This window comes from Spirillospora sp. NBC_01491 (assembly GCF_036227065.1).
GTDB lineage: Bacteria > Actinomycetota > Actinomycetes > Streptosporangiales > Streptosporangiaceae > Spirillospora > Spirillospora xylanilytica.
In genome coordinates this window covers 2007772-2030786 of record NZ_CP109432.1, presented here as the reverse complement: position 1 = coordinate 2030786, position 23015 = coordinate 2007772, and the positions used below count along the sequence as shown (strand labels likewise).

Sequence of the window (23015 nt, the reverse complement as noted above, 5' to 3'; positions counted from 1 at the left end):
CGACCGGGAAAGTACCGCGTGATGCCGTCCTCTGAGTACGTTCCTCTATCCGCCGCTCAGCAGAGCGTCTGGTACGCGCAGCAACTGGCCCCCGAAACGCCCATCGGCATTGCGCAGTACATCGAGATCGACGGCCCGCTCGACCACGCGCTGTTCGACCGGGTGGCGCTCATCGCCGCGCACGAGTCCGAGGCCATGAACGCGCGGCTGGCCGAGCGCGACGGAATGGTCTTCCAGGTTCTGGACCCGGCCGCGACCGCGACGGTCCCGCTGGTCGACCTGACGGCGGAGCCGGACCCGCGGGCGGCGGCGCGGGCGTGGATGGACGAGCGGATGCGGTCCCCGCTCCCGATGGACGCCGAGCACCTGTACGTGACCGCGCTGCTCCGGCTCGCCCCCGACCTGTACTGGTGGTTCAACCGCGTCCACCACGTCATCCAGGACGCCTTCAGCGGCTCGGTGGTCAGCCGCCGCGCCGCCGAGATCTACACCACGCTGGCGCGCGGCGGCGAGTACGCCCCCGCCGACCGCGGCTCGTACCGGGCGGTGCTGGCCGCCGAGGCGGCCTACCGGGAGTCGGCGAAGTTCGAGCGGGACCGCGCCTACTGGACCGAGCGGTTCGCCGACCGGCCCGTCGCGGTCGGCCTGGCCGGGGACACGGCCGCGCCGACCGCCGACCACCTGAGCCGGATCACCCTCGTCCCGCCCGGCCCGGCCGCGGCGCTCGCGGCCGGGGCGCGGCGGCTGCGCACCGCGACGCAGGGCCTGGCGATCGCGGCGACCGCCGCGTACGTCGCGCGGATGACCGGCACCGACGACGTCATCCTCGGCCTGGCGGTCTCCGGCCGCACCACGCAGGTGGCGCTGGACACCCCCGCGATGCTCTCGACGGTGCTGCCGCTGCGCGTCGCCGTGCGGCCGGACATGACGGTCGAGGAACTGGTCCGCACCGCGACCCGGGCCGCCGCGCGGGCGCTGCGGCACCAGCGCTACCGCCGCGAGGACCTGCTCCGCGACCTGCGGATGCTGGGCGAGCCGCGCCGGCTGCACGGTCCGGTCATCAACATCATGCCGTTCGACTACCGGCTCGACTTCGCCGGGATCCCGGCCAGGATGCACGCCATCACCACCGGCCCGATCGACGACCTGTCGATCAACATCTACGACAACTTCGACGGCAACGGCCTGCGCATCGACTTCGACGCGCACCCCGACCTGTACACCCCGGACCGGCTCGCCGCCCACCAGGACCGGTACGTCCGCTTCCTGCGCGCCCTCGGCGACGCCGGCCCGTCCACGCCGCTCAGGGACGTGGAGCTGCTGGACGGCGGCGAACGGGCGCTGGTCCTGGACGGCTGGAACGACACCGCCGCCCCGGTGCCGCCCGCCGTGGTCCCCGAGCTCTTCGAGGTCCAGGCCGCCCGCACCCCGGACGCCCCGGCGGTCGCCCACGACGGCGTCACGCTGACCTACCGCGAGCTGAACGAGCGGGCGAACCGGCTGGCGCGGTGCCTGGCCGCGCGGGGCGTGGGCGCCGAGGACTTCGTCGGGCTGGCGCTGCCGCGCTCGGCGGACCTGGTGGTGGCGGCGCTCGGCGTGCTGAAGGCGGGTGCGGCCTACCAGCCGATCGACCCGGCCTATCCGGCCGACCGGATCGCGCTCATGCTGGCGGACGCCGCGCCCGCCTGCATCATCACGACCGGCGCCGCCGGCCTTCCGGGCGACGCCCCGCGCCTCCTGCTGGACGAGGCGGACCTGAGCGGCCACTCGCCCGCCGACCTCGCCGACACCGAGCGGGTCCGCCCGCTGCGTCCGGGCAACGCGGCGTACGTGATCTACACGTCCGGTTCGACGGGCCGCCCCAAGGGCGTCGTGGTCTCGCACGCGAGCGTGGTGGACTTCTGCGCCTGGGCCGAGCGCGACTTCGGGCCCGGCCGGCTCGCCCGGGTGCTGTTCTCCACGTCGTTGAACTTCGACGTCTCGGTGTTCGAGTGGCTGGCGCCGCTGACGGTCGGCGGCCGGATCGAGGTCGTCCGGGACCTGCTGGAGGTCGCCGAGCGGGGCGGCTGGGAGGGGACGCTGGTCAGCGGCGTCCCGTCCGCCATGGCCGCACTGCTGGCCACCGGCTCCGCCGACCTGCGCGCGGGCGACGTGGTCCTCGCGGGCGAGGCGCTCCCGGCCCGGCTCGTCCGCGACCTGCGGGCCTGGCTGCCGGGCGCGCGGATCTCCAACATCTACGGGCCGACCGAGGCGACCGTCTACGTCACCGCCTGGTTCGACGACGGCAACACCGAGGGGCACGCGCCCATCGGCGGTCCCCTCGCCAACACCCGCGCGTACGTGCTGGACGCGGCGCTGCGGCCCGTCCCGGCCGGCGTCCCGGGGGAGCTGTACATCGCCGGCACCGGCCTGGCCCGCGGGTACCTGCACCGCCCCGGGCTGACCGCGGGCCGCTTCGTGGCGTGCCCGTACGGCGCGGCGGGCGGGCGGATGTACCGCACCGGCGACCTGGTCCGCTGGGACGAGGCCGGCCGCATCGAGTACCTGGGGCGCCTGGACCACCAGGTGAAGGTCCGCGGGTTCCGGATCGAGCCGGGCGAGATCGAGACGGCCCTCGCCGCGCACCCGTCCGTCGCGCAGAGCGTGGTCGTGGCCCGCCGGGACGCGGCCGGCGACCCGGCCCTGGTCGCCTACGTCGTCGCCGGCCCCGGCCGGACCGTCGACGCGCCGCAGGTGCGGGCGTTCGCCCGGGAGTCGCTGCCGGAGTACATGGTCCCGGCCGCGGTCGTGGTGCTGGAGGAGCTGCCGCTCAACCCGAGCGGCAAGCTCGACCGCGCCGCGCTCCCCGCCCCGGACCTCGCCGCGTCCGCCACCGGCCGGGCCGCGCGCGACGCCCGCGAGGAGATCCTCTGCGGGATCTTCGCCGACGTGCTCGGCGCCGAGCGGGTCGGCATCGACGACGACTTCTTCGCCCTGGGCGGCGACTCGCTGAAGGCCACCCGGGTGGTGGCGCGCGTCCGCGCGGCGCTGGGCGCCGAGCCGGCCGTTCGGGCGCTGTTCGAGGCGCCCACGGTCGCCGGGCTCGCCGGGCACCTCGCCGCCGCGACCGCCGCGACCGGCGGGGACGCCCGGCCGGCGCTGCGGCCCGTCCGGCGTCCCGGCCCGGTCCCGGTGTCGCACGCGCAGGAACGGCTGTGGTTCCTCAACCGGTTCGAGGGCCGCACCGCCACCTACAACCTGCCGATCCCGCTGCGGCTGACCGGCGCGCTCGACCTCGACGCGCTGCGCGCCGCGCTCCGCGACGTGGTCGCCCGGCACGAGTCGCTGCGGACGGTCTTCGGCGACACCGACGGCGGGTCGATCCAGCGCATCCTCGGCCCGGACGAGGCCGTCCCGCCGCTCGTCACCGGAGCCGTGGCCGCGGGCGACCTGGACGCCGCGCTGTTCGCCGACGCGACCCGGGGCTTCGACCTCGCCGAGGAACCGCCCGTCCGGGCGCACCTCTACCGGCTGGGCGCGGACGAGCACCTGCTGCTGCTCGTCCTGCACCACATCGCCGGCGACGGCTGGTCGATGGAACCGCTCGCCCGCGACGTCGTCACCGCCTACCTCGCGCGCCGCGACGGCGCCGCCCCGGACTGGGCGCCGCTGCCCGTCCAGTACGCCGACTACGCGGTCTGGCAGCGGGACCTGCTCGGCTCCGCCGACGACCCCGGCAGCCTCGCCGCCCGCCAGCTCGCCTACTGGACCGGCGCCCTGGCGGGGCTGCCCGACCAGATCGCGCTGCCCGCCGACCGGCCGCGCCCCGACCGCGCGTCCTACCGGGGCGGCCAGATCGCCTTCGACGTGCCCGCCGAGCTGTACGAGGGGCTGGCCGGGCTCGCCCGCGACCACCAGGTCAGCGTCTTCATGGTGCTCCAGGCCGCGCTCGCCGCGCTGCTCACCCGCCTCGGCGCCGGGACGGACGTGCCGATCGGGACGCCGGTCGCGGGCCGCACCGACGAGGCGCTGGACGACCTGGTCGGCGTGTTCGTCAACACGCTCGTGCTGCGCACCGACACCTCCGGCGACCCGGCGTTCGCCGAGCTCCTCGCGCGCGTCCGGGAGACCGACCTGGCCGCGTACGCGCACCAGGACGTCCCGTTCGAACGGCTCGTGGACGCCGTCAACCCGGCCCGGTCGCTTGCCCGGCACCCGCTGTTCCAGGTCATGCTGACCTTGCAGAACGGCCCCGAGGCGGTGGTCGAGCTGCCCGGCCTGACCGTCGCGGTCGAGCCGGTGGACGCCGGGGTCGCCAAGTTCGACCTGGAGTTCATGCTGGAGCGGCGCCGCGACGGCGCCCCCGGCCTCACCGGGACCCTGGAGTACGCCCTCGACCTCTTCGACCGCGGCACGGCCGGACGGCTCGCCGGCTGGTACCTGCGGGTGCTGGAGGCCGCCGTCCGGTCCGCCGCCGCCGTCACCGTCGCGGACCTCGACCTGCCGGGCGCCGCCGACCTGCGCCCCGCACCGGTCGCGCCCGCCGTCCCGGCCCTGCCCGCCGAAGGGCCGATGGTGAAGCGGCTCGTCGCCTACGTCGTCGCGGCGCCCGGCCGGGTCCTCGACCCTGAGGAGTTGCGCTCCCACGTCCGGGAGAGCCTGCCCGAGGCGATGGTCCCCGCCGCCGTGGTCGTGCTCGACGCGATGCCGCTCACCCCGAACGGCAAGGTCGACGCCAAGGCGCTGCCCAAGCCGGACCTGACCGGCGGGACCGCCGCCCCCTATCGGGCCCCGCGCGACGCCCGCGAGGAGGCCGTCGCCGCCGTCTTCGCCGACCTGACCGGTGCGGCCCGCGTCGGCATCGACGACGACTTCTTCGAGCTGGGCGGCAACTCTCTCATCGCCATGCGGGTCGTCAGCCGGATCCGCCGCGCCCTGGACACCGAGCTCCCGGTCCGCGCGGTGTTCGAGGCCCCCACCGCCGCGCTCCTCGCCGCCCGCGTCGCGGCGCCGGACGGCGGCGCCCCCGGCCGTCCCGCGCTGGAACCGCGCGAACGGCCCGCCGCCGTCCCGCCGTCGTACGCGCAGCAGCGGCTGTGGTTCCTCAACCGGTTCGAGGGTCCGTCCGCCACCTACAACATGCCGGTGGCGCTGCGGATCCGCGGGCCGCTCGACCGCGGTGCGCTGCGCGCCGCGATCGGCGACCTGGTCGCCCGGCACGAGACGCTCCGCACCGTCCTGCCCGACAGCGGCGGCGTCCCCCGCCAGGTCGTGCTGGACCCGGCCGCCGCCCGCCCCGAGCTGGAGACCACCGACACCACCGCCGCCGAGCTGCCGGTCCGGCTCGGGACGGCCGCCGGATACGCCTTCGACATCTCGGCCGAACCCCCGCTCCGCAGCCACCTGTTCCGCGTCGGCCCCGAGGACCACGTCGTGCTGCTCCTCATGCACCACGTCGGCGGCGACGGCTGGTCGATGGCACCGCTCGCCCGCGATGTGATCCTGGCGTATGCGGCGCGTGTCGAGGGCCGTGCGCCCGAGTGGGCGCCGCTGCCCGTTCAGTATGCGGATTACACCTTGTGGCAGCGCGAGCTGCTCGGGTCGGAGGACGATCCGGAGAGTTTGGTCTCCAAGCAGATCGCGTATTGGCGGGATGCGCTGGCGGGGTTGCCGGAGGAGTTGGAGCTTCCCGCCGACCGTCCGCGTCCCGCCGAGTCGTCCTACCGGGGCGGCACCGCGCGCTTCCGGCTCGGCGCCGGCGTCCGGTCGGCCCTGCTCACGGCCGCGCGGGAGACCGGGACCAGCCCGTTCATGGTCGCCCAGGCCGCGTTCGCCGCGCTGCTCACCCGCCTCGGCGCGGGGACGGACGTGCCGATCGGCTCGCCGATCGCGGGCCGGACCGACGAGGCGCTGGACGACCTGGTCGGCGTGTTCGTCAACATGCTCGTCTTCCGCACCGATACCTCCGGCGACCCGACGTTCCGCGACCTGCTCGCGCGGGTCAGGGAGACCGACCTGGCCGCGTACGCGCACCAGGACGTGCCGTTCGAACGGCTCGTGGAGGTCCTCAACCCGCCCCGCCACCTGGGCCGCCACCCGCTGTTCCAGGTCGGCCTGACCTTCCAGAACAACCCCGAGGCCAAGCTGGAGATGCCCGGGTTCGCCGCCGAGCTCGAACCGCTGCACGCCGGCGTGTCCCGCTTCGACCTGCTGATGATCCTCACCGAGCGCGAGGACGGGCTGGACGGCGAGCTGGAGTACGCCCTCGACCGGTACGACCCCGCCTCGGCGGAACGGCTCGTCGGCCGCTTCGAGGCGTACCTGACCGCGCTCCTCGCCGACCTGGACGCGCGCATCGGCGCCGCAGACGTCCTCGCCCCCGCCGAACGCGCCACCATCCTCACCGACTGGGCCGGCGGCCCGGCCTGCGACGTGGACCGTTCGACGATCCCGGCGTTGTTCGAGGCGCAGGTTTCTGCGCGTCCGGATGCTCTTGCGGTGACGTTCGAGGGTGTGTCGTTGTCGTTTGGTGAGGTGAACGCGCGGGCGAATCGTTTGGCGCGTCATCTGGTCGCGCAGGGCGTCGGTCCCGAGCAGTTCGTGGCCCTGAAGTTCCCGCGTTCGGCGGACTTGGTCGTTGGGGTTCTGGCCGTGTTGAAGGCGGGTGCGGCCTATGTTCCGGTCGATCCGGATTATCCGGTGGATCGCATCGCGTACATGCTGGACGATGCCCGCCCGGTATTCACGCTCGACTCGGTAGATGTTCCGGACGGCTACGCCGACACGAATCTGAACGTGCCGATCTCTCCGGACCACCCCGCCTACGTCATTTACACCTCGGGTTCCACCGGCCGTCCGAAGGGCGTGGTGGTCCCGCATCAGAACGTGGTGCGGCTGCTGGCCTCCACCGACGCCTGGTTCTCCTTCGGTCCAGATGACGTGTGGACGTTGTTCCATTCCTACGCGTTCGACTTCACCGTATGGGAGCTGTGGGGTTCCCTCCTCACCGGCGGCCGTCTGGTGGTCGTCCCGTACCTGACGTCGCGTTCCCCTGAGGATTTCCTCAAGCTGTTGGTGTCGGAGCGGGTGACGGTTCTGAATCAGACGCCGTCGGCGTTCTATCAGCTGATGGCCGCTGATCGTGATGGTCCGGGTTCTGAGTTGGCGTTGCGCTACGTCGTGTTCGGTGGTGAGGCGTTGGAGTTGGGGCGTCTGGACGAGTGGTATTCGCGGCATGCCGAGGATGCTCCGACGCTGGTCAACATGTATGGGATCACTGAGACGACTGTGCATGTGTCCTATGTCGCGCTCGATCGTGCCTACGCGGCCACGGCGCCTGGGAGCGTCATCGGTGTGGGCATCTCCGACCTGCGAATCTATGTGCTTGACGATCGCCTCGAGCCTCTGCCGCCCGGTGTGGTGGGCGAGTTGTACGTGGCGGGTGCGGGCCTGGCCCGCGGCTATCTCAACCGTCCGGGCCTGTCGGCGGAACGGTTCGTCGCCGACCCGTTCGGTGCGTCCGGGACGCGCATGTACCGCACCGGGGACACCGCGCGCTGGCTGAACGACGGGCGGCTCGAGTACCTGGGCCGTTCTGATCAGCAGGTGCAGTTGCGGGGGTTCCGGATCGAGCCGGGTGAGGTCGAGGCGGTGCTCGCGCGACATGAGGGTGTCACCGATGTGGCGGTCATCGTCCGCGACAACCGCCTGGTCGCTTACACCGTCCCGGCCGAGTCCGGCGCCTTCGACCCGGGCGAACTACGCCGCTTCGCCGCCCGCGACCTCCCCGACCACATGGTCCCGGCCGTGGTCGTCGAGCTGGATGTTCTCCCGCTGACGGTGAACGGGAAACTGGACCGCATGGCGCTCCCGGCGCCCGACCTGTCCTCGAAGGTGTCGTCGCGGGAGCCCCGCACTGGGGAAGAGGAACTTCTCGCGGCGCTGTTCGCCGAGGTGCTGGGACTGGAGCGGGCGGGGATCGACGACGGGTTCTTCGATCTCGGCGGTGATTCGATCATCGCGATCCAGCTCGTGTCCCGGGCCCGCCAGTCCGGCCTGGTCATCTCCCCGCGCGAGGTGTTCCAGCACCAGACCGTCGAAGAACTCGCCGCTATCGCCCGCCCCGCCGGCACCGGCGAGGAGATCGAAGCCGAGGCTCCGGGCAGCGGCGTGGGGCCGGTCCCGGTCACCCCGATCGTGGCGTGGCTGCGCGAGCGGACCGGCGGGGACGCCTCCCTCATCGGCGGCTTCCACCAGGCGATGATCCTGCGCACCCCGGCCGGTCTCGGCGCGGACCGCCTCACCGCCGCGCTGCGCACCCTGCTCGACCACCACGACGTGCTCCGGCTCCGCCTGGACGTGGACCACGGCGCGGACACCGGCGCGGACCACGGCACCGGCACCGGCACCGGCGGCGACGGCGGACGGTGGCAGCCGGTCGTGCGGCCCACCGGGTCCGTGCCCGCCGCCGACCTGGTGACGCGGGTGTGCGTGGAGGGGCTGGACGCCGACAAGCTCGCCTCCGTCATCGACGAGCAGGCCGCCGCCGCCCAGGGCCGGCTTGACCCGGCCGCCGGGACGATGGCGCAGCTCGTGTGGTTCGACGCCGGGGAGGCGCAGGGCCGGCTGCTGGTGATGCTCCACCACCTGGTCGTGGACGGGGTGTCCTGGCGGATCCTGCTGCCCGACCTGGTCACCGCCTGGGCGGGGGAGGGACTCCAGCCCGTCGCCACCTCGTTCCGCCGCTGGGCGCAGAAGCTCACCGCCCTCGCGTCCGACCCGGCACTCGCCGACCGGGAGCTGGACGACTGGCTCGACATCGTGGACGGCCCGGACCGCCCGCTGGCCGGGCGCCCCCTCGACCCGCGGGTGGACATCGCCGCCCGCGCCCGGTCGCTGCGGCTGGAGCTGCCCGCCGGCGTCACCGGCCCGCTGCTGACCGACGTGCCCGCCGCGTTCCACGGCCGCGCGAACGACGTGCTGCTCACCGGGCTCACCCTCGCCGTCGCGCAGTGGCGCCGGCACCGGGGCGGGCGCGGCACCGGGTTCCTGCTCGACCTGGAGGGGCACGGCCGCGAGGACGTGGTCCCGGGTGTGGACGTGTCCCGGACCGCGGGCTGGTTCACCTCGATCCACCCGGTGCGGCTCGACGCGGGCCAGGCCGACTGGGCCGAGGTCCGGGACGGCGGCGCCGCCGTCGGCACCGCGATCAAGAAGGTCAAGGAGCAGTTGCGCGCCGTCCCGTCCGGCGGCGTCGGCTACGGGCTGCTGCGGTACCTGGACGACGCCGCCGCGGCGGAGCTCGCCGCCCCGGCCCCGGCGCAGGTCGCGTTCAACTACCTCGGCCGGGTCGCGCCCGGCGGCGAGGACGGCGACTGGAGCCTGGCACCGGAGGAGCCGCCCGCCGGGGAGGACCCCCGGATGCCGATGGCGCACGTCCTGGAGATCAACGCCGTCACCCGCGACCTGCCCGGCGGCCCCGAGCTGGCGGCGACCTGGACGTGGCCGGACGGGCTCCTCGCCGAGGACGAGGTGCGGGAGCTCGCCGAGGCGTGGTTCACCGCGCTGCGCGGCCTGGTCGCGCACGTCGCGGCGGGCGACGGCGGCGGCGACGGCGGCGGGCCCGGCACGGCGGCGGGCGGCTTCACCCCGTCCGACCTGCTCGTGGAACTCGACCAGGGGGAGATCGACAAGTTGCAGAACGCCTGGAGGCAGAACACGTGAACCGGGGGGACCTCGAAGACATCCTGCCGCTGTCGCCCTTGCAGCAGGGGTTCTTCTTCCACGCGCTCTTCGACGCCGGCGACACCGACGTGTACACCGCGCAGCTCGTCCTGGACCTCGACGGGCCCCTGGACGCCGCCGCGCTGCGCACCGCCGCGGGCACCCTGCTGCGGCGGCACCCCAACCTGCGCGCCGCGTTCTGGCACGAGGACCTCTCCCGCCCCGTCCAGGTGATCCCGCGCGCCGTGACGCTGCCGTGGGAGGACTTCGACGTCTCCGCCGCCGCCGATCCGTCCGCCGAGGCCGACGCGGTCGTCGCGCGGGAGCGGGCCCGCGGCTTCGACATGACCGCGCCGCCGCTGCTGCGGTTCGCGCTGGTGCGGCTCGCGCCTGGACGGCACCGGCTCGTGTTCACCAACCACCACATCCTGCTGGACGGCTGGTCCACCCCGATCCTGGCGACCGAGCTGTTCCTGCTGTACATGCAGGACGGCCACGACGGCGGGTTCCCGCGCGTCACCCCGTACAAGAACTACCTGGCCTGGCTCGCCGGCCAGGACCGGGCCGCGGCCGAGGACGCCTGGCGGCGGGCGCTCGACGGCATCGACGAGCCCAGCCTGGTGGCGCCCGAGGCGGCGGCGCGCCCGCCCGAGCCGCCCGCCCGGACCGCCACCGTCCTCGACGCGCGCCTCACCAGGAGGCTCGGCCGCGCGGCCCGGCGGCACGGCGTCACGCTCAGCACCGTGCTCCAGGGCGCGTGGGGCCTCACCCTCGCCCGCCTCCTCGGCCGCGACGACGTCGTGTTCGGCGCGACCGTCTCCGGCCGTCCCCCCGATCTCCCCGGCGTCGAGCAGATGATCGGGCTGTTCATCAACACGCTGCCGATCCGGGTCCGGCACCGGCCGGACGAGCCGCTCGCCGCGCTGATGGAACGCCTCCAGGACGAGCAGACCCGGCTGCTGCCGCACCACCACCTCGGCCTCACCGACGTCCAGCGGGCCGTCGGCGCGGGCGGCGCGCTGTTCGACACCATGACGGTGCTGGAGAACTACCCGTTCGACCCCGCCGTGATGGACGGCTCCCTCAACGGCGTGACCATCGCCGCCGCCGACTCCTACGACGCCACTCACTTCCCCCTGTCGCTGGTCGCCGTGCCCGGCGACGAGCTGTCGCTGCGCCTGCACTACCGGCCCGACGTGTACGACCGCGACCTCGTCGAGGCGCTGCTCGCGCGCGTCCGCCGCTTCCTGGAGGCGTTCGCCGAGGACTCCGGGCGGCCCGTCGGCGCCGTCGAGCTCGCGGGCGACGCCGAGCGGGCGCGGCTCGCGGCCTGGAACGACACCGCCGCCGAACGCCCGGCCGGGACGCTGAACGCGCTGTTCGAGCGGCAGGCCGCCCGCACCCCGGACGACGCGGCGCTGGTCAGCGGCGCCGAGACCCTCACCTACCGGGAGCTGAACGAGCGCGCCAACCGGCTCGCGCACGCCCTCATCGCCCGCGGCGTCGGCCCCGAGGACCGCGTCGCGCTCGTCCTGCCCCGCACCCCCGCGATCGTCGCGGCGATCCTCGCCGTGCACAAGGCGGGCGCCGCCTACGTCCCGATCGACCCCGAGTACCCGGCCGAACGCGTCGCCCACATGCTGGACGACTGCCGTCCCGCGCTCACCATCACCACCGGCGACATGCCCGGCACCGGCGGCCTCCCCGCGCACGACCCGGCGGACGCCGACCGGGTCCGCCCGCTGCTGCCCGGCAACGCCGCCTACGTCATCTACACCTCGGGCTCCACCGGCCGGCCCAAGGGCGTGACGGTCCCGCACGAGGGCGTGCTCAACTACTACGAGGCGCACCGCGCCGCGTTCATCGACCCCGCGGTCGAGGCGGCGGGCGGGCGCCGGATGCGGTTCGCGCACCTGGCGTCGTTCTCGTTCGACACCTCGTGGATGGGCCTGCTGTGGATGGCGCACGGCCACGAGCTGCACCTCATCGACGACGCCACCCGCCGCGACGTCGAGGCGTACGTCGCCTACGTCGCGGGCGCCCGCATCGACCTCGTCAACACCACCCCGTCCCACCTGCGGTCGCTGCGCGACGCGGGCCTCCTGGACGGCGGCCGGCACCTGCCCGCCCACCTCCTGCTCGGCGGCGAGGCGATCGACGACGCGCTCTGGACGGACCTGCGGGCGCTGCCGCCCGGCGTCACGGTCCGCAACTTCTACGGGCCGACCGAGTCGACGATCGACACGATGAACCAGCCGGTCGCCGCCACCGGGCGCCCCGCCATCGGCACCCCGTACCGCAACACCCGCGCCTACGTGCTCGACTCCGCGCTCCAGCCCGTCCCGCCCGGCCTCCCCGGCGAGCTGTACCTGGCGGGCCTCCAGCTCGCCCGCGGCTACCTCGGCCGCCCCGGCCTGACCGCCGAGCGGTTCACCGCCGACCCGTTCGGCGCGCCGGGCGACCGGATGTACCGCACCGGCGACCTCGCCCGGTGGCGCGCGGACGGCACCCTCGAGCACCTCGGCCGCACCGACGACCAGGTCAAGATCCGCGGATACCGGGTCGAGCCGGGCGAGATCGAGACCGTCCTCGGCGGCTTCCCGGGCGTCGCCCACGCCGCCGTCGTCGTCCGCGAGGACCGCGCCGGCGAGCGCCGCCTCGCCGCCTACGTGGTCCCCGCCACCGTCGACCTGGCCGCGCTGCGCCGGCACGCGGCGGACCGCCTGCCGGGCCACATGGTCCCCGCGCTGACCGCGATGGACGCGCTGCCGCTCACCGTGAACGGCAAGCTCGACCGTGCCGCGCTGCCCGCCCCGGGCGCCGCCGCGTCCGCCGGCCGCGCCCCCCGCACCCCGCAGGAGGAGATCCTCTGCGGGCTGTTCGCCGAGATCCTCGGAGTGCCGCGGGTGGCCGTCGACGACGGGTTCTTCGAGCTCGGCGGCGACTCGCTCACCGCGACCCGGCTGGTCAGCCGGATCCGCACCGCGCTCGGCGCCGAACTGCCCGTCCGCGCCCTGTTCGAGGCGCCGACCGTCGCGGGCCTGGCCGGACGGCTCGCCGCGACCGCCGGGGCCGCCCGCCCGCCGCTGGCGCGGGCCGCCGAACGGCCCGAGGCGATCCCGCTGTCGTACGCGCAGCAGCGGCTGTGGTTCCTCAACCGGTTCGACGGCGCCTCCGCCGTCTTCACCCTGCCGATCGCGCTGCGGCTGGAGGGCGCGATCGACCGCGACGCGCTCCAGGCCGCGCTCGGCGACGTCGTGACGCGGCACGAGCCGCTCCGCACCATCTTCCCGGACGGGTCCGGGGCCGCCCGGCAGCTCGTCCTGGACCCCGCCGCCGCGCCGCCCCGCCTCACCGTCACCGAGACCGGCGAGGCCCGGCTCCCGGCCGAGCTCGCCGCCGCCGCCCGGCAGGGCTTCGACCTGTCGGTCGAGCCGCCGCTCCGGGCCCGGCTGTTCGCGCTCGGCGACGACGTCCACGTCCTGCTGCTGGTGCTGCACCACGTCGGCGGCGACGGCTGGTCGATGGCGCCGCTCGCCCGCGATGTGATCGTGGCGTATGCGGCGCGTGCTGAGGGCCATGCGCCGGAGTGGGAGCCGCTCCCGGTTCAGTATGTGGACTACACCCTGTGGCAGCGTGAACTGTTCGGGTCGGAGGACGATCCGGAGAGTCTGGTCTCCAAGCAGATCGCGTATTGGCGGGACGCGCTGGCGGGGTTGCCGGAGGAGTTGGAGCTTCCCGCCGACCGTCCGCGTCCCGCCGAGTCGTCCTACCGGGGCGGCACCCACGCCTTCGACCTCGACCCCGAACTGCACGCCGGGCTCCTCGCCCTCGCCCGCGACGGCGGCGCCAGCCTCTTCATGGTCATGCAGGCCGCCTACGCGGCGCTGCTCACCCGCCTCGGCGCCGGCACGGACGTGCCCATCGGCGCCCCCATCGCGGGCCGCACCGACGAGGCGCTGGACGACCTGGTCGGCATGTTCGTCAACATGCTCGTGCTGCGCACCGACACCTCCGGTGACCCGTCCTTCCGCGACCTGATCACGCGGGTCAAGGAGACCGACCTCGCCGCCTACGCCCACCAGGACCTCCCCTTCGAACGGCTCGTGGAGATCCTCAACCCGGCCCGGTCCATGGCTCGGCACCCGCTGTTCCAGGCCGCGCTGTCCTTCCAGAACAACCCCGAGGCCAAGCTGGAGCTGGACGGCCTCAGCGGCGCCGCCGAACCCCTCGCCTCGGGCGTCGCCAAGTACGACCTGTCCCTCTACCTGGAGGAACGGCACGGCGAGGACGGCGCCCCCGCCGGAATCGAGGCCGCCCTGGAGTACGCCCTCGACCTCTTCGACGCCGATACCGCCCGCTCGGTCGCCGCCCGCTTCGACCGGCTCCTGCGCGAACTGGTCGCCGCCCCGGACGCCCCCATCGGCGCCGCCGAGATCCTCGACCGCGCCGAGCGCCGCACCATCCTCCGCACGTGGGCGGGCGGCCGGGCGGCCGAAACGGACCGCACCACCATCCCGGCGTTGTTCGAGGCGCAGGTTTCTGCGCGTCCGGATGCTCTTGCGGTGACGTTCGAGGGTGTGTCGTTGTCGTTTGGTGAGGTGAACGCGCGGGCGAATCGTTTGGCGCGTCATCTGGTCGAGCGGGGTGTTGGCCCGGAGCAGTTCGTGGCCCTGAAGTTCTCGCGTTCGGTGGACTTGGTCGTTGGGGTTCTGGCCGTGTTGAAGGCGGGTGCGGCCTATGTTCCGGTCGATCCGGATTATCCGGTGGATCGGATCGCGTACATGCTGGACGATGCCCGCCCGGTACTCACGCTCGACTCGGTAGACGTTCCGGACGGCTACGCCGACACGAACCTGAACGTGCCGATCTCTCCGGACCACCCCGCCTACGTCATTTACACCTCGGGCTCGACGGGGCGTCCGAAGGGTGTGGTGGTCCCGCATCAGAACGTGGTGCGGCTGCTGGCGTCGACGGAGCAGTGGTTCTCGTTCGGCCCGGATGACGTCTGGACGCTCTTCCACTCCTACGCGTTCGACTTCTCGGTATGGGAGCTGTGGGGGCCGCTGCTGAACGGCGGCCGTCTCGTCGTCGTCCCGTATCTGACGGCGCGTTCGCCGGAGGATTTCCTCAGGCTGCTCGCTGCTGAGCGGGTGACGGTGTTGAACCAGACGCCGTCGGCGTTCTACCAGCTCATGGCTGCCGACCGCGACAACCCCGGTACCGATCTGTCACTGCGCTACATAGTGTTCGGTGGCGAGGCGCTGGAGCTGGGGCGTCTGGACGACTGGTATTCGCGGCATGCCGAGAATGCTCCGACGCTGGTCAACATGTACGGGATCACTGAGACGACCGTGCATGTGTCCTATGTCGCGCTCGACCGTGCCTACGCCGCGACGGCGCCTGGAAGCGTCATCGGCGTGGGCATCCCCGACCTGCGAATTTATGTGCTTGACGAGCGCCTCAAGCCCCTGCCGCCCGGTGTGGCCGGAGAACTGTACGTGGCGGGTGCGGGTCTGGCTCGCGGCTACCTCAACCGTCCGGGCCTGTCGGCCGAACGGTTCGTCGCCGACCCGCACGGTGAGCCGGGCACCCGCATGTACCGCACCGGCGATCTGGGCCGGTGGCGCCGCGACGGGAACCTCGAATACCTCGGTCGTTCCGATCAGCAGGTGCAGTTGCGGGGGTTCCGGATCGAGCCGGGCGAGGTTGAGGCGGTGCTCGCGCGCCATGAGGGTGTCACCGATGTGGCGGTCATCGTCCGCGACAACCGCCTGATCGCCTACACCGTCCCAACCGAGACCTCCGCCTTCGACCCCGCCGAACTGCGCCGCTTCGCCGCCCGGGACCTCCCCGACCACATGGTCCCCGCGGTCGTCGTCGAGCTGGACGCCCTCCCGCTCACCTCGAACGGGAAGCTGGACCGCACCGCGCTCCCGGCGCCCGACCTGTCCTCGAAGGCGTCGTCGCGGACGCCGCGGACCCCTCAGGAGAAGACCCTCGCCGACCTCTTCGCTGAAGTCCTCGGCCTGGAGCGGGCGGGGATCGACGACGGGTTCTTCGATCTCGGCGGTGATTCGATCATCGCGATCCAGCTGGTGTCCCGGGCCCGCCAGTCCGGCCTGGTCATCTCCCCGCGCGAGGTGTTCCAGCACCAGACCGTCGAAGAGCTCGCCGCTATCGCCCGCCCCGCCGGCACCGGCGAGGAGATCGAAGCCGAGGCGCCCGGCGCGGCGGTCGGGCCGGTCCCCGCGACGCCGATCATGCGCTGGTTCCAGGAGCTGGACGGCCCGGTCGGCGACTACAGCCAGCGGATGCTGCTCCAGGTCCCGCCCGCGCTCGGCGTCGACCGGCTGACCGCCGCGCTCCAGGCCGTCCTGGACCATCACGCCATGCTCCGGCTGCGCCTGGACCGGACGGCCCCCGAGTGGCGGTTCGAGGTGGCCGAGCCGGGCGCGGTGGACGCCGCGCCCCTCGTCCGCCGCGTCGACGTCGCCGGCGCCTCCGGCGCCGAACTGCGCGCGGTCCTCGGCGCGGAGGCCGCCGCCGCCCGCCGCCGCCTCGACCCGGATGCCGGGACGATGGCGCAGCTCGTCTGGTTCGACGCGGGCCCGGATCGGCCGGGGCGGCTGCTGCTGACCGTGCACCACCTCGCCGTGGACGGGGTGTCCTGGCGGATCCTGCTGCCCGACCTGGTCACCGCCTGGGCGGGGGAGGGACTCCAGCCCGTCGCCACCTCGTTCCGCCGCTGGGCGCAGCGCCTCGCCGCCGAGGCGTCCGACCCGGCCCGGACGGCGGAGGCGGCGCTGTGGGCCGAGACCCTCGCCGGCCCCGACCCGGTGCTCGGCCCCCGGCCGCTCGACCCGCGCGCCGACACCTTCGGCACCGCCCGGCACCTCACCGTGGAGCTGCCGGCGGACGTCACCGGGCCGCTGCTCACCGACGTGCCCGCCGCCTTCCACGGCCGCGTCAACGACGTGCTGCTGACCGGCCTCGCGCTCGCCGTCGCCGAGTGGCGCGGCGAGGACCGCACCGCCGTGCTCGTCGACCTGGAGGGGCACGGCCGCGAGGAGATCGTCCCGGGCGTCGACCTGTCCCGCACGGCCGGCTGGTTCACCGTGATCCACCCCGTCCGGCTCGACGCGGGCGGGGCCCGCTGGAACGAGGTCCGCGACGGCGGGCAGGCCGTCGGGACCGCCCTCAAGCGGGTCAAGGAACAGCTCCGCGAGATCCCCGACAACGGCATCGGGTACGGGCTGCTCCGCCATCTCAACCCGGCCACCGCGGCGCGCCTGGCGGGCGCCCCCCGGCCGCAGCTCGCGTTCAACTACCTGGGCCGCACGGCCGCGCCCGAGGGGACCGACTGGGGGCCCGCCGCGCAGGCCGACGCCGACGCGCTCGGCGGTGGCCAGGACGACGCCCTCGCCCTGGTGCACGCGATCGAGGTCGACGCGCACACCCGGGACCTGCCCGGCGGCCCGGTCCTGACCGCCACCTGGACGTGGGCGGGCGGGCTGTTCGGCGAACCCGAGATCGCGGCGCTCGCGGACCGCTGGACCACCGCGCTGCGCGGCCTCGTCGCGCACGTCGTGGCGGGCGCCACCGACGGCCCCGTCGGCGGGTTCACCCCCTCCGACCTGTCCCTGGTGGACGTCGGACAGGACGAGATCGACGAGCTGGCCGCCGAACTCGACGGCGAATGGGAGCTGGAATGACGGCACCGCGGAAGAAGTCTCAGCTCGAGGACGTCCTCCCGCTGTCGCCGATGCAGCAGGGCCTGTACTTCCACGCCCTGTACGACTCCCGCGGCGGGCACGACGTCTACACCGCGCAGATCGTGTTCGACCTGCGCGGCCGGCTGGACGCCGCGGCGCTGCGCGCGGCGGCGGCGGCCCTGCTGCGCCGGCACGCGAACCTGCGCGCCGGGTTCCGGCAGCGCAAGGAGGGCTCACCGGTGCAGGTCGTGCACCGCGAGGTGCGGCTCCCCTGGGAGGACGCCGACCTGACCGGGCTGCCGGACGAGGCGGCCCGCGAGGCCGGGGCGCGCGACATCGCCGGACGCGAGCGGACCCGCCCCTTCGACCTGACCCGCCCGCCGCTGCTCCGCTTCGTGCTGATCAAGCTCGCCGCCGACCGGCACCGGATGGTGTTCACCCACCACCACATCCTGCTCGACGGCTGGTCCACGCCGGTGCTCCAGACCGAGCTGTTCGCGCTCTACCTGGCGGGCGGCGACGACGCCGGGCTGCCGCGCGCCACCCCGTACAAGAACTACCTGGCCTGGCTCGCCGCGCAGGACCGGGCCGCGGCCGGGGACGCCTGGCGCCGCGCCCTGGACGGCATCGACGGCCCCACCCTCGTCGCCCCCGGCGCCCCCGACGCGGGTCCGGGCACCCGGACGGGCCAGGTCCGGCTCCGGCTCACCGAGGACCTCACCACCGCGCTCAACGCGCGCGCCCGCGCGCACGGCGTCACGCTCAACACCGTGCTCCAGCTCGCGTGGGGCGTGCTCCTCGGCCGCCTCACCGGCGGCACCGACGTGGTCTTCGGCGCCGCCGTGTCCGGCCGCCCGCCCGAACTGCCCGGCGTCGAAGAGATGATCGGCCTGTTCATCAACACGCTGCCCGTCCGGGTCCGGGTGCGGCCCGCCGACACCGTCGCGGACGCGCTCACCCGCCTCCAGCGCGAGCAGGCCGACCTGATGGCGCACCACCACCTCGGGCTCGCCGACATCCAGCGGCTCACCGGCGCGGGGACGCTGTTCGACACCATGACGGTGCTGGAGAACTACCCCTTCGACGCGGACGCCGCGGGCACCGACCTCGGCGGCCTCACTTTGCACGACGTGGACGGCCACGACGCCACCCACTATCCGCTCACGCTCGCCGCCGTGCCCGGCCGCGGCCTGTCCCTGCGCCTGGACCACCGCACCGACCTGTACCCCGCCGGCGACGCCGAACGGATCACCGCGCGGCTCGTCCGGATCCTGGAGGCGGTCGCGCACCGTCCCGCGCTGCCGCTCGGCCGCCTCGACGTCACGGACGGCGCCGAACGCGACCTCGTCCTGCGCGCCTGGCAGGGCCCGCGCACGGACCGGGCGCCCGGCACTCTCACCGGCCGCTTCGCCGAACGCCTCGCCGAGACCCCGGACGCCGTCGCCGTCCGCGCCGCCGGGGAGGCGCTCACCTTCGCCGGGCTGGACGAGCGCGCCAACCGCCTCGCGCACCGCCTCATCGGCCTCGGCGTCGGCCCCGAGACGCCCGTCGCGATGCTGCTCGAACGGTCCGCCGAGGTCATCGTCGCGACCCTCGCGGCACTGAAGGCCGGGGGCGCCTACGCGCCGATCCACCACGGCTACCCGCCCGAGCGGACGGCGTGGGCGGTCGGCGAGGTCCGCGCGCCCGTCCTGCTGGTCGACACCGCCATCCGGGACCGCGTCGCCGGCCTGGACACCGCCGCCCGCATCCTCACCGTCGACGACGACCCGGGCCTCGCCGCGCAGCCCGGCACCGCCCCCGCCGTCGCCGTCCACCCCGAGCAGCTCGCCTGCGTCCTGTTCACCTCGGGGTCCACCGGGGAGCCGAAGGGCGTCATGCTCCGGCACCGCGACGCGGTCGACCTCGCCACCGACGGGCGGCTGCGCGGCGGCGCCCACGACCGCGTCCTGGTCCACTCGCCGCACGCCTTCGACGCCTCCATCTACGAGACGTGGACGCCGATCCTGCACGGCGGCACCGCCGTCGTCGCCCCGCCCGGCCCGCTGGACGGCGAGGCCCTCGAACGGATCATCGCCGCCGAGGACGTCACCGGCCTGTTCCTCACCACCACCCTGTTCAACCTCGTCGCCGACGAGCGGCCCGGGGCGTTCGCCCGCCTCCGGGAGGTCCTCACCGGCGGCGAGGCGGGCTCGACCGCCGCGATCCGCAGGGTCCTGGCCGCGTGCCCGGACACCGAGGTCGGCCACATGTACGGCCCGACCGAGACCACCACCTACACCACCGTCGCCGCGCTGCGCGACGCGCTCGCCGACCCCGCCGAGACCACCCCCGTCCTCGGCCGCCCCATCGGCGACATGCGGGTGTACGTGCTGGACGCCGGGCTCCGCCCGGTGCCGCCCGGCGTCGTCGGCGAGGCCTACATCGCGGGCGCCGGGCTCGGCCGCGGCTACCTGGACCGCGCCGGGCTCACCGCCGGGCGGTACGTCGCCGACCCGTTCGGCGCCCCCGGCGACCGGATGTATCGCACCGGCGACCTGCTCCGGTGGCGGCCCGGCGGCGCCCTGGAGTACGTCGACCGGGCCGACCTCCAGGTCAAGGTCCGCGGGTTCCGGATCGAGCTCGGCGAGATCGAGGCCGCGCTCGCCGCGCATCCCGCCGTCGCGAACGTCGCCGTCCTCGCCCGCGAGGACACCCCGGGCGCCAAGCGGCTGGTCGCCTACGTCGTCCCGCGCCGCGGCGGCTCGGCGGACGGCCTGCGCGAGTACGCCGCCGGGCGGCTGCCCGAGTACATGGTGCCCGCCGCGTTCGTCGCGCTGGACACCCTCCCCGTCGGCCCGACCGGCAAGCTCGACCGGAACGCCCTGCCCGCGCCCGACTACGCCGGGGCCGCCGCCGGACGCGCTCCCCGCACCCCCGAGGAGGAGGTGCTCTGCGGCCTGTTCGCGCAGGTCCTGGAGCTGGACGAGGTCGGCGCCGACGTCAGCTTCTTCGACCTCGGCGGTGACAGCATCGCCGCGCTCAGGCTGGCCACCCTGGCCCGGCGGGCGGGCGTGGAGCTCACCCCCCGCGACGTGTTCACCCACCAGACCGCCGAGGCGCTCACCCGCGCGGGCGAGCCGGCGGACCGGCTCGGCTTCGAGGTGCTGCTCCCGATCCGCACGTCCGGCACCCGGCCCCCGATGTTCTTCGTCCACCCGGCGGGCGGCCTGGCGTGGGGCTACCTGCAGTTCCAGCGGCACCTGGGCCCGGACCAGCCCGTCTACGGGCTCCAGGCCCGCGCGTTCACGCAGGCGGAGCTGCCCGGCTCGGTCGCCGAGATGGCCGCGGACTACCTCGCGCAGATCCGGACCGTCCAGCCGTCCGGCCCCTACCACCTGGCCGGCTGGTCGCTCGGCGGGCTCGTCGCGTACGAGATGGCCGCGCGGCTCCAGGCGGCCGGGGAGGAGGTCGGCCTGCTCGCCCTCATCGACTCCTACCACGGCCAGGATCTGGAGGTCGACAAGCGCGAGGTCCTGCCCGAGCTGCTGGAGGGCATCGGCGTCGACGCCCGGATGGTCGCCGCCGACGGGAACCCCGACATGGCGCAGATCATGGCGGTGCTCGCCGAGCGCGGCGACGCGCTGGCCACCCTCGGCGAGGACGACCTCGTCAACGTCTACCGCAACTACGAGAACGGGCTCGCGCAGGCCGAGGCGTACCGGCCCGGCCCGTTCCGCGGCGACATCGTCTTCTTCACCGCGCTCCGGGGCCGCGCCGCCGGCTCACCCACCGGCCGCTCCAACTGGGGCGCGCTGGTGGACGGCGAGATCGAGGACTACCCCCTCGACGTCGCCCACCACCTGCTGATGGAGCCCGGCCCCGCCGCCGAGATGGGCGCCGTCCTGGCCGCCAGGCTGGGCAAGCTCCACCCGACCCGCGGCTGACCCGGTACGACGGCACTCAGGAAGGAACCCCCGATGACCAACCCGTTCGAGGACCCCGACGGCACCTACGTCGTGCTCACCAACGACGAGGGCCAGCACTCCCTCTGGCCGTCCTTCGCCGAGGTCCCGGCCGGCTGGACGGTCGCCAAGACCGAGGACACCCGGGCCGCCTGCCTGGAGTACGTCGAGGCGAACTGGACCGACATGCGCCCCGGCAGTCTCATCGAGGCGATGGGTGACTGACGGGGAACCGCCCGCGGCCCGGGTCGTGGCGGTCACCGAGTGGACGATGGAGATGGCGGACGCCGCCGACCTGCGGCCCGCGCCGCCGCCCGGCGGGGAGATGGCCTTCACCCGCGCCCGCGTCCCGTCCGCCGACGTCAGCCGCGCGCTGTACGCGGCCGTGGGCGCCCCGGTCTGCTGGACCGACCGGTTCCCCTGGACCCACGCCGACTGGCGGGCCTGGGTGGAGCGGCCCGAGCTGAGCACCTGGATCGCGATGGCCGAGGGCACCGTCGCGGGCTTCTTCGAGATCGAGGCGCAGGCCGCGGGCGACACCGAGATCCACCTGGTCGGGCTGACGCCCGCGTTCGTCGGCCGGGGCTACGGCGGCCACCTCGTCGAGCAGTGCGTCCGCCGCGCCTGGCAGCGCGGCCGGCTGTGGGCCGCGCACAGCGGCCCCGCGGCCCGGGTCTGGCTCCGGACCAGCAGCCTGGACCACCCGAACGCGCTCGCCAACTACCGGCGCCGGGGCTTCAAGGTGGCGGCGGAGAGCACCGCGCCCAAGACCGTCCCGGATCCGCGGACGGCGCCGTGGCCGCTGCCGCGCGACCCGCGGACGGCGCCGCGGCCCGCCGTGGCGGAGGAGTTGATCACGTGAGCTGGTTCCGCTGCACCGAGACGCGCCCCTGGGCGTCGATGCGGCTGTTCTGCCTGCCGCACGCGGGCGGGTCCGCGGTGTTCTACCGCGGCTGGGCCGAGGAGGTCGGCCCGGCGGTCGAGCTGCACGCGGTGCAGTACCCGGGCCGCGCCGACCGGATGGCCGAGCCCGGCGTCCCCGACGCGCAGCAGCTCGCCCGGCTGATCGCCGGGGCGATGGCGCCGCTGCTCGACCGTCCCGCCGCGCTGTTCGGCCACAGCATGGGCGCCCTGGTGGCCTACGAGGTGGCGCGGCTGCTCCAGGAGCGCGGCGCCGCCCCCGTCCACCTGTTCGTCTCCGGCGCCCGCGCCCCGCACGACCGCGACGACGAGGCGTTCGCCGGGCTCGACGACGACGGCCTGGTCGCCGAGATGGTCAAGCTGGGCGGCACCGACGCCGAGGTGCTGCGCGACCCCGAGCTGCGCGAGCTGGTGCTGCCCTACGTGCGCAACGACTTCGCCCTGGTCGAGAACTACCGGCAGCGCGCCGGGACGCGGCTGGCCGTCCCGGTCACCGCCGTCATCGGCGACGCCGACCCGCGCGTCGACCGCGCCCAGGCCGCCCGCTGGGGCGAGGTCACCGACGCCCGGTCCGCGCTGAGGGTGCTGCCCGGCGACCATTTCTACCTGGTGCCGCAGCAGGCCGCGGTCGTCGGCGAGATCCTGCGCACCCTGGAAGTCCCCGTCGGCGGGTGACGGCGTCCGACGTGAAGCACCCCGGCAGGGGCCGTGGCCTCTGCCGGGGCGCCGCGTC

6 protein-coding genes are annotated in these 23015 nt (G+C 74.6%); all 6 read left to right on the top strand.

Features of this window, described 5'->3' with window-relative positions; genetic code table 11:
* Positions 1–21 precede the first annotated feature (21 nt).
* Genes OHA34_RS09695 through OHA34_RS09670 form a run of 6 tightly spaced genes read left to right on the top strand, consistent with a single transcriptional unit; the run spans position 22 to position 22957 of the window.
* Positions 22–9702: a non-ribosomal peptide synthetase gene (locus tag OHA34_RS09695; protein ID WP_329521403.1), complete on the top strand. Its 9681-nt coding sequence runs from the start codon at positions 22–24 to the stop codon at positions 9700–9702.
* Positions 9699–17417 (top strand): non-ribosomal peptide synthetase, encoded by a 7719-nt coding sequence (locus OHA34_RS09690; protein ID WP_329521402.1) that lies wholly within the window; start codon positions 9699–9701, stop codon positions 17415–17417. The genes OHA34_RS09695 and OHA34_RS09690 overlap by 4 nt, the downstream gene beginning before the upstream one ends.
* Positions 17414–21343 carry an amino acid adenylation domain-containing protein gene (locus OHA34_RS09685; protein ID WP_329521401.1) on the top strand — a complete coding sequence of 1310 codons (3930 nt, stop codon included), beginning with the start codon at positions 17414–17416 and terminating at the stop codon, positions 21341–21343. Before OHA34_RS09690 ends, OHA34_RS09685 begins: the two co-directional genes overlap by 4 nt.
* Before the next feature lie 33 nt (positions 21344–21376).
* Positions 21377–21586: an MbtH family protein gene (locus tag OHA34_RS09680; protein ID WP_285940761.1), complete on the top strand. Its 210-nt coding sequence runs from the start codon at positions 21377–21379 to the stop codon at positions 21584–21586.
* Entirely contained in the window at positions 21579–22223 is a 645-nt protein-coding gene (locus OHA34_RS09675) for a GNAT family N-acetyltransferase (RefSeq protein WP_285940760.1), read from the top strand. The genes OHA34_RS09680 and OHA34_RS09675 overlap by 8 nt, the downstream gene beginning before the upstream one ends.
* Positions 22220–22957 carry a thioesterase II family protein gene (locus OHA34_RS09670; protein WP_329521400.1) on the top strand — a complete coding sequence of 246 codons (738 nt, stop codon included), beginning with the start codon at positions 22220–22222 and terminating at the stop codon, positions 22955–22957. The genes OHA34_RS09675 and OHA34_RS09670 overlap by 4 nt, the downstream gene beginning before the upstream one ends.
* Positions 22958–23015: the final 58 nt, after the last annotated feature.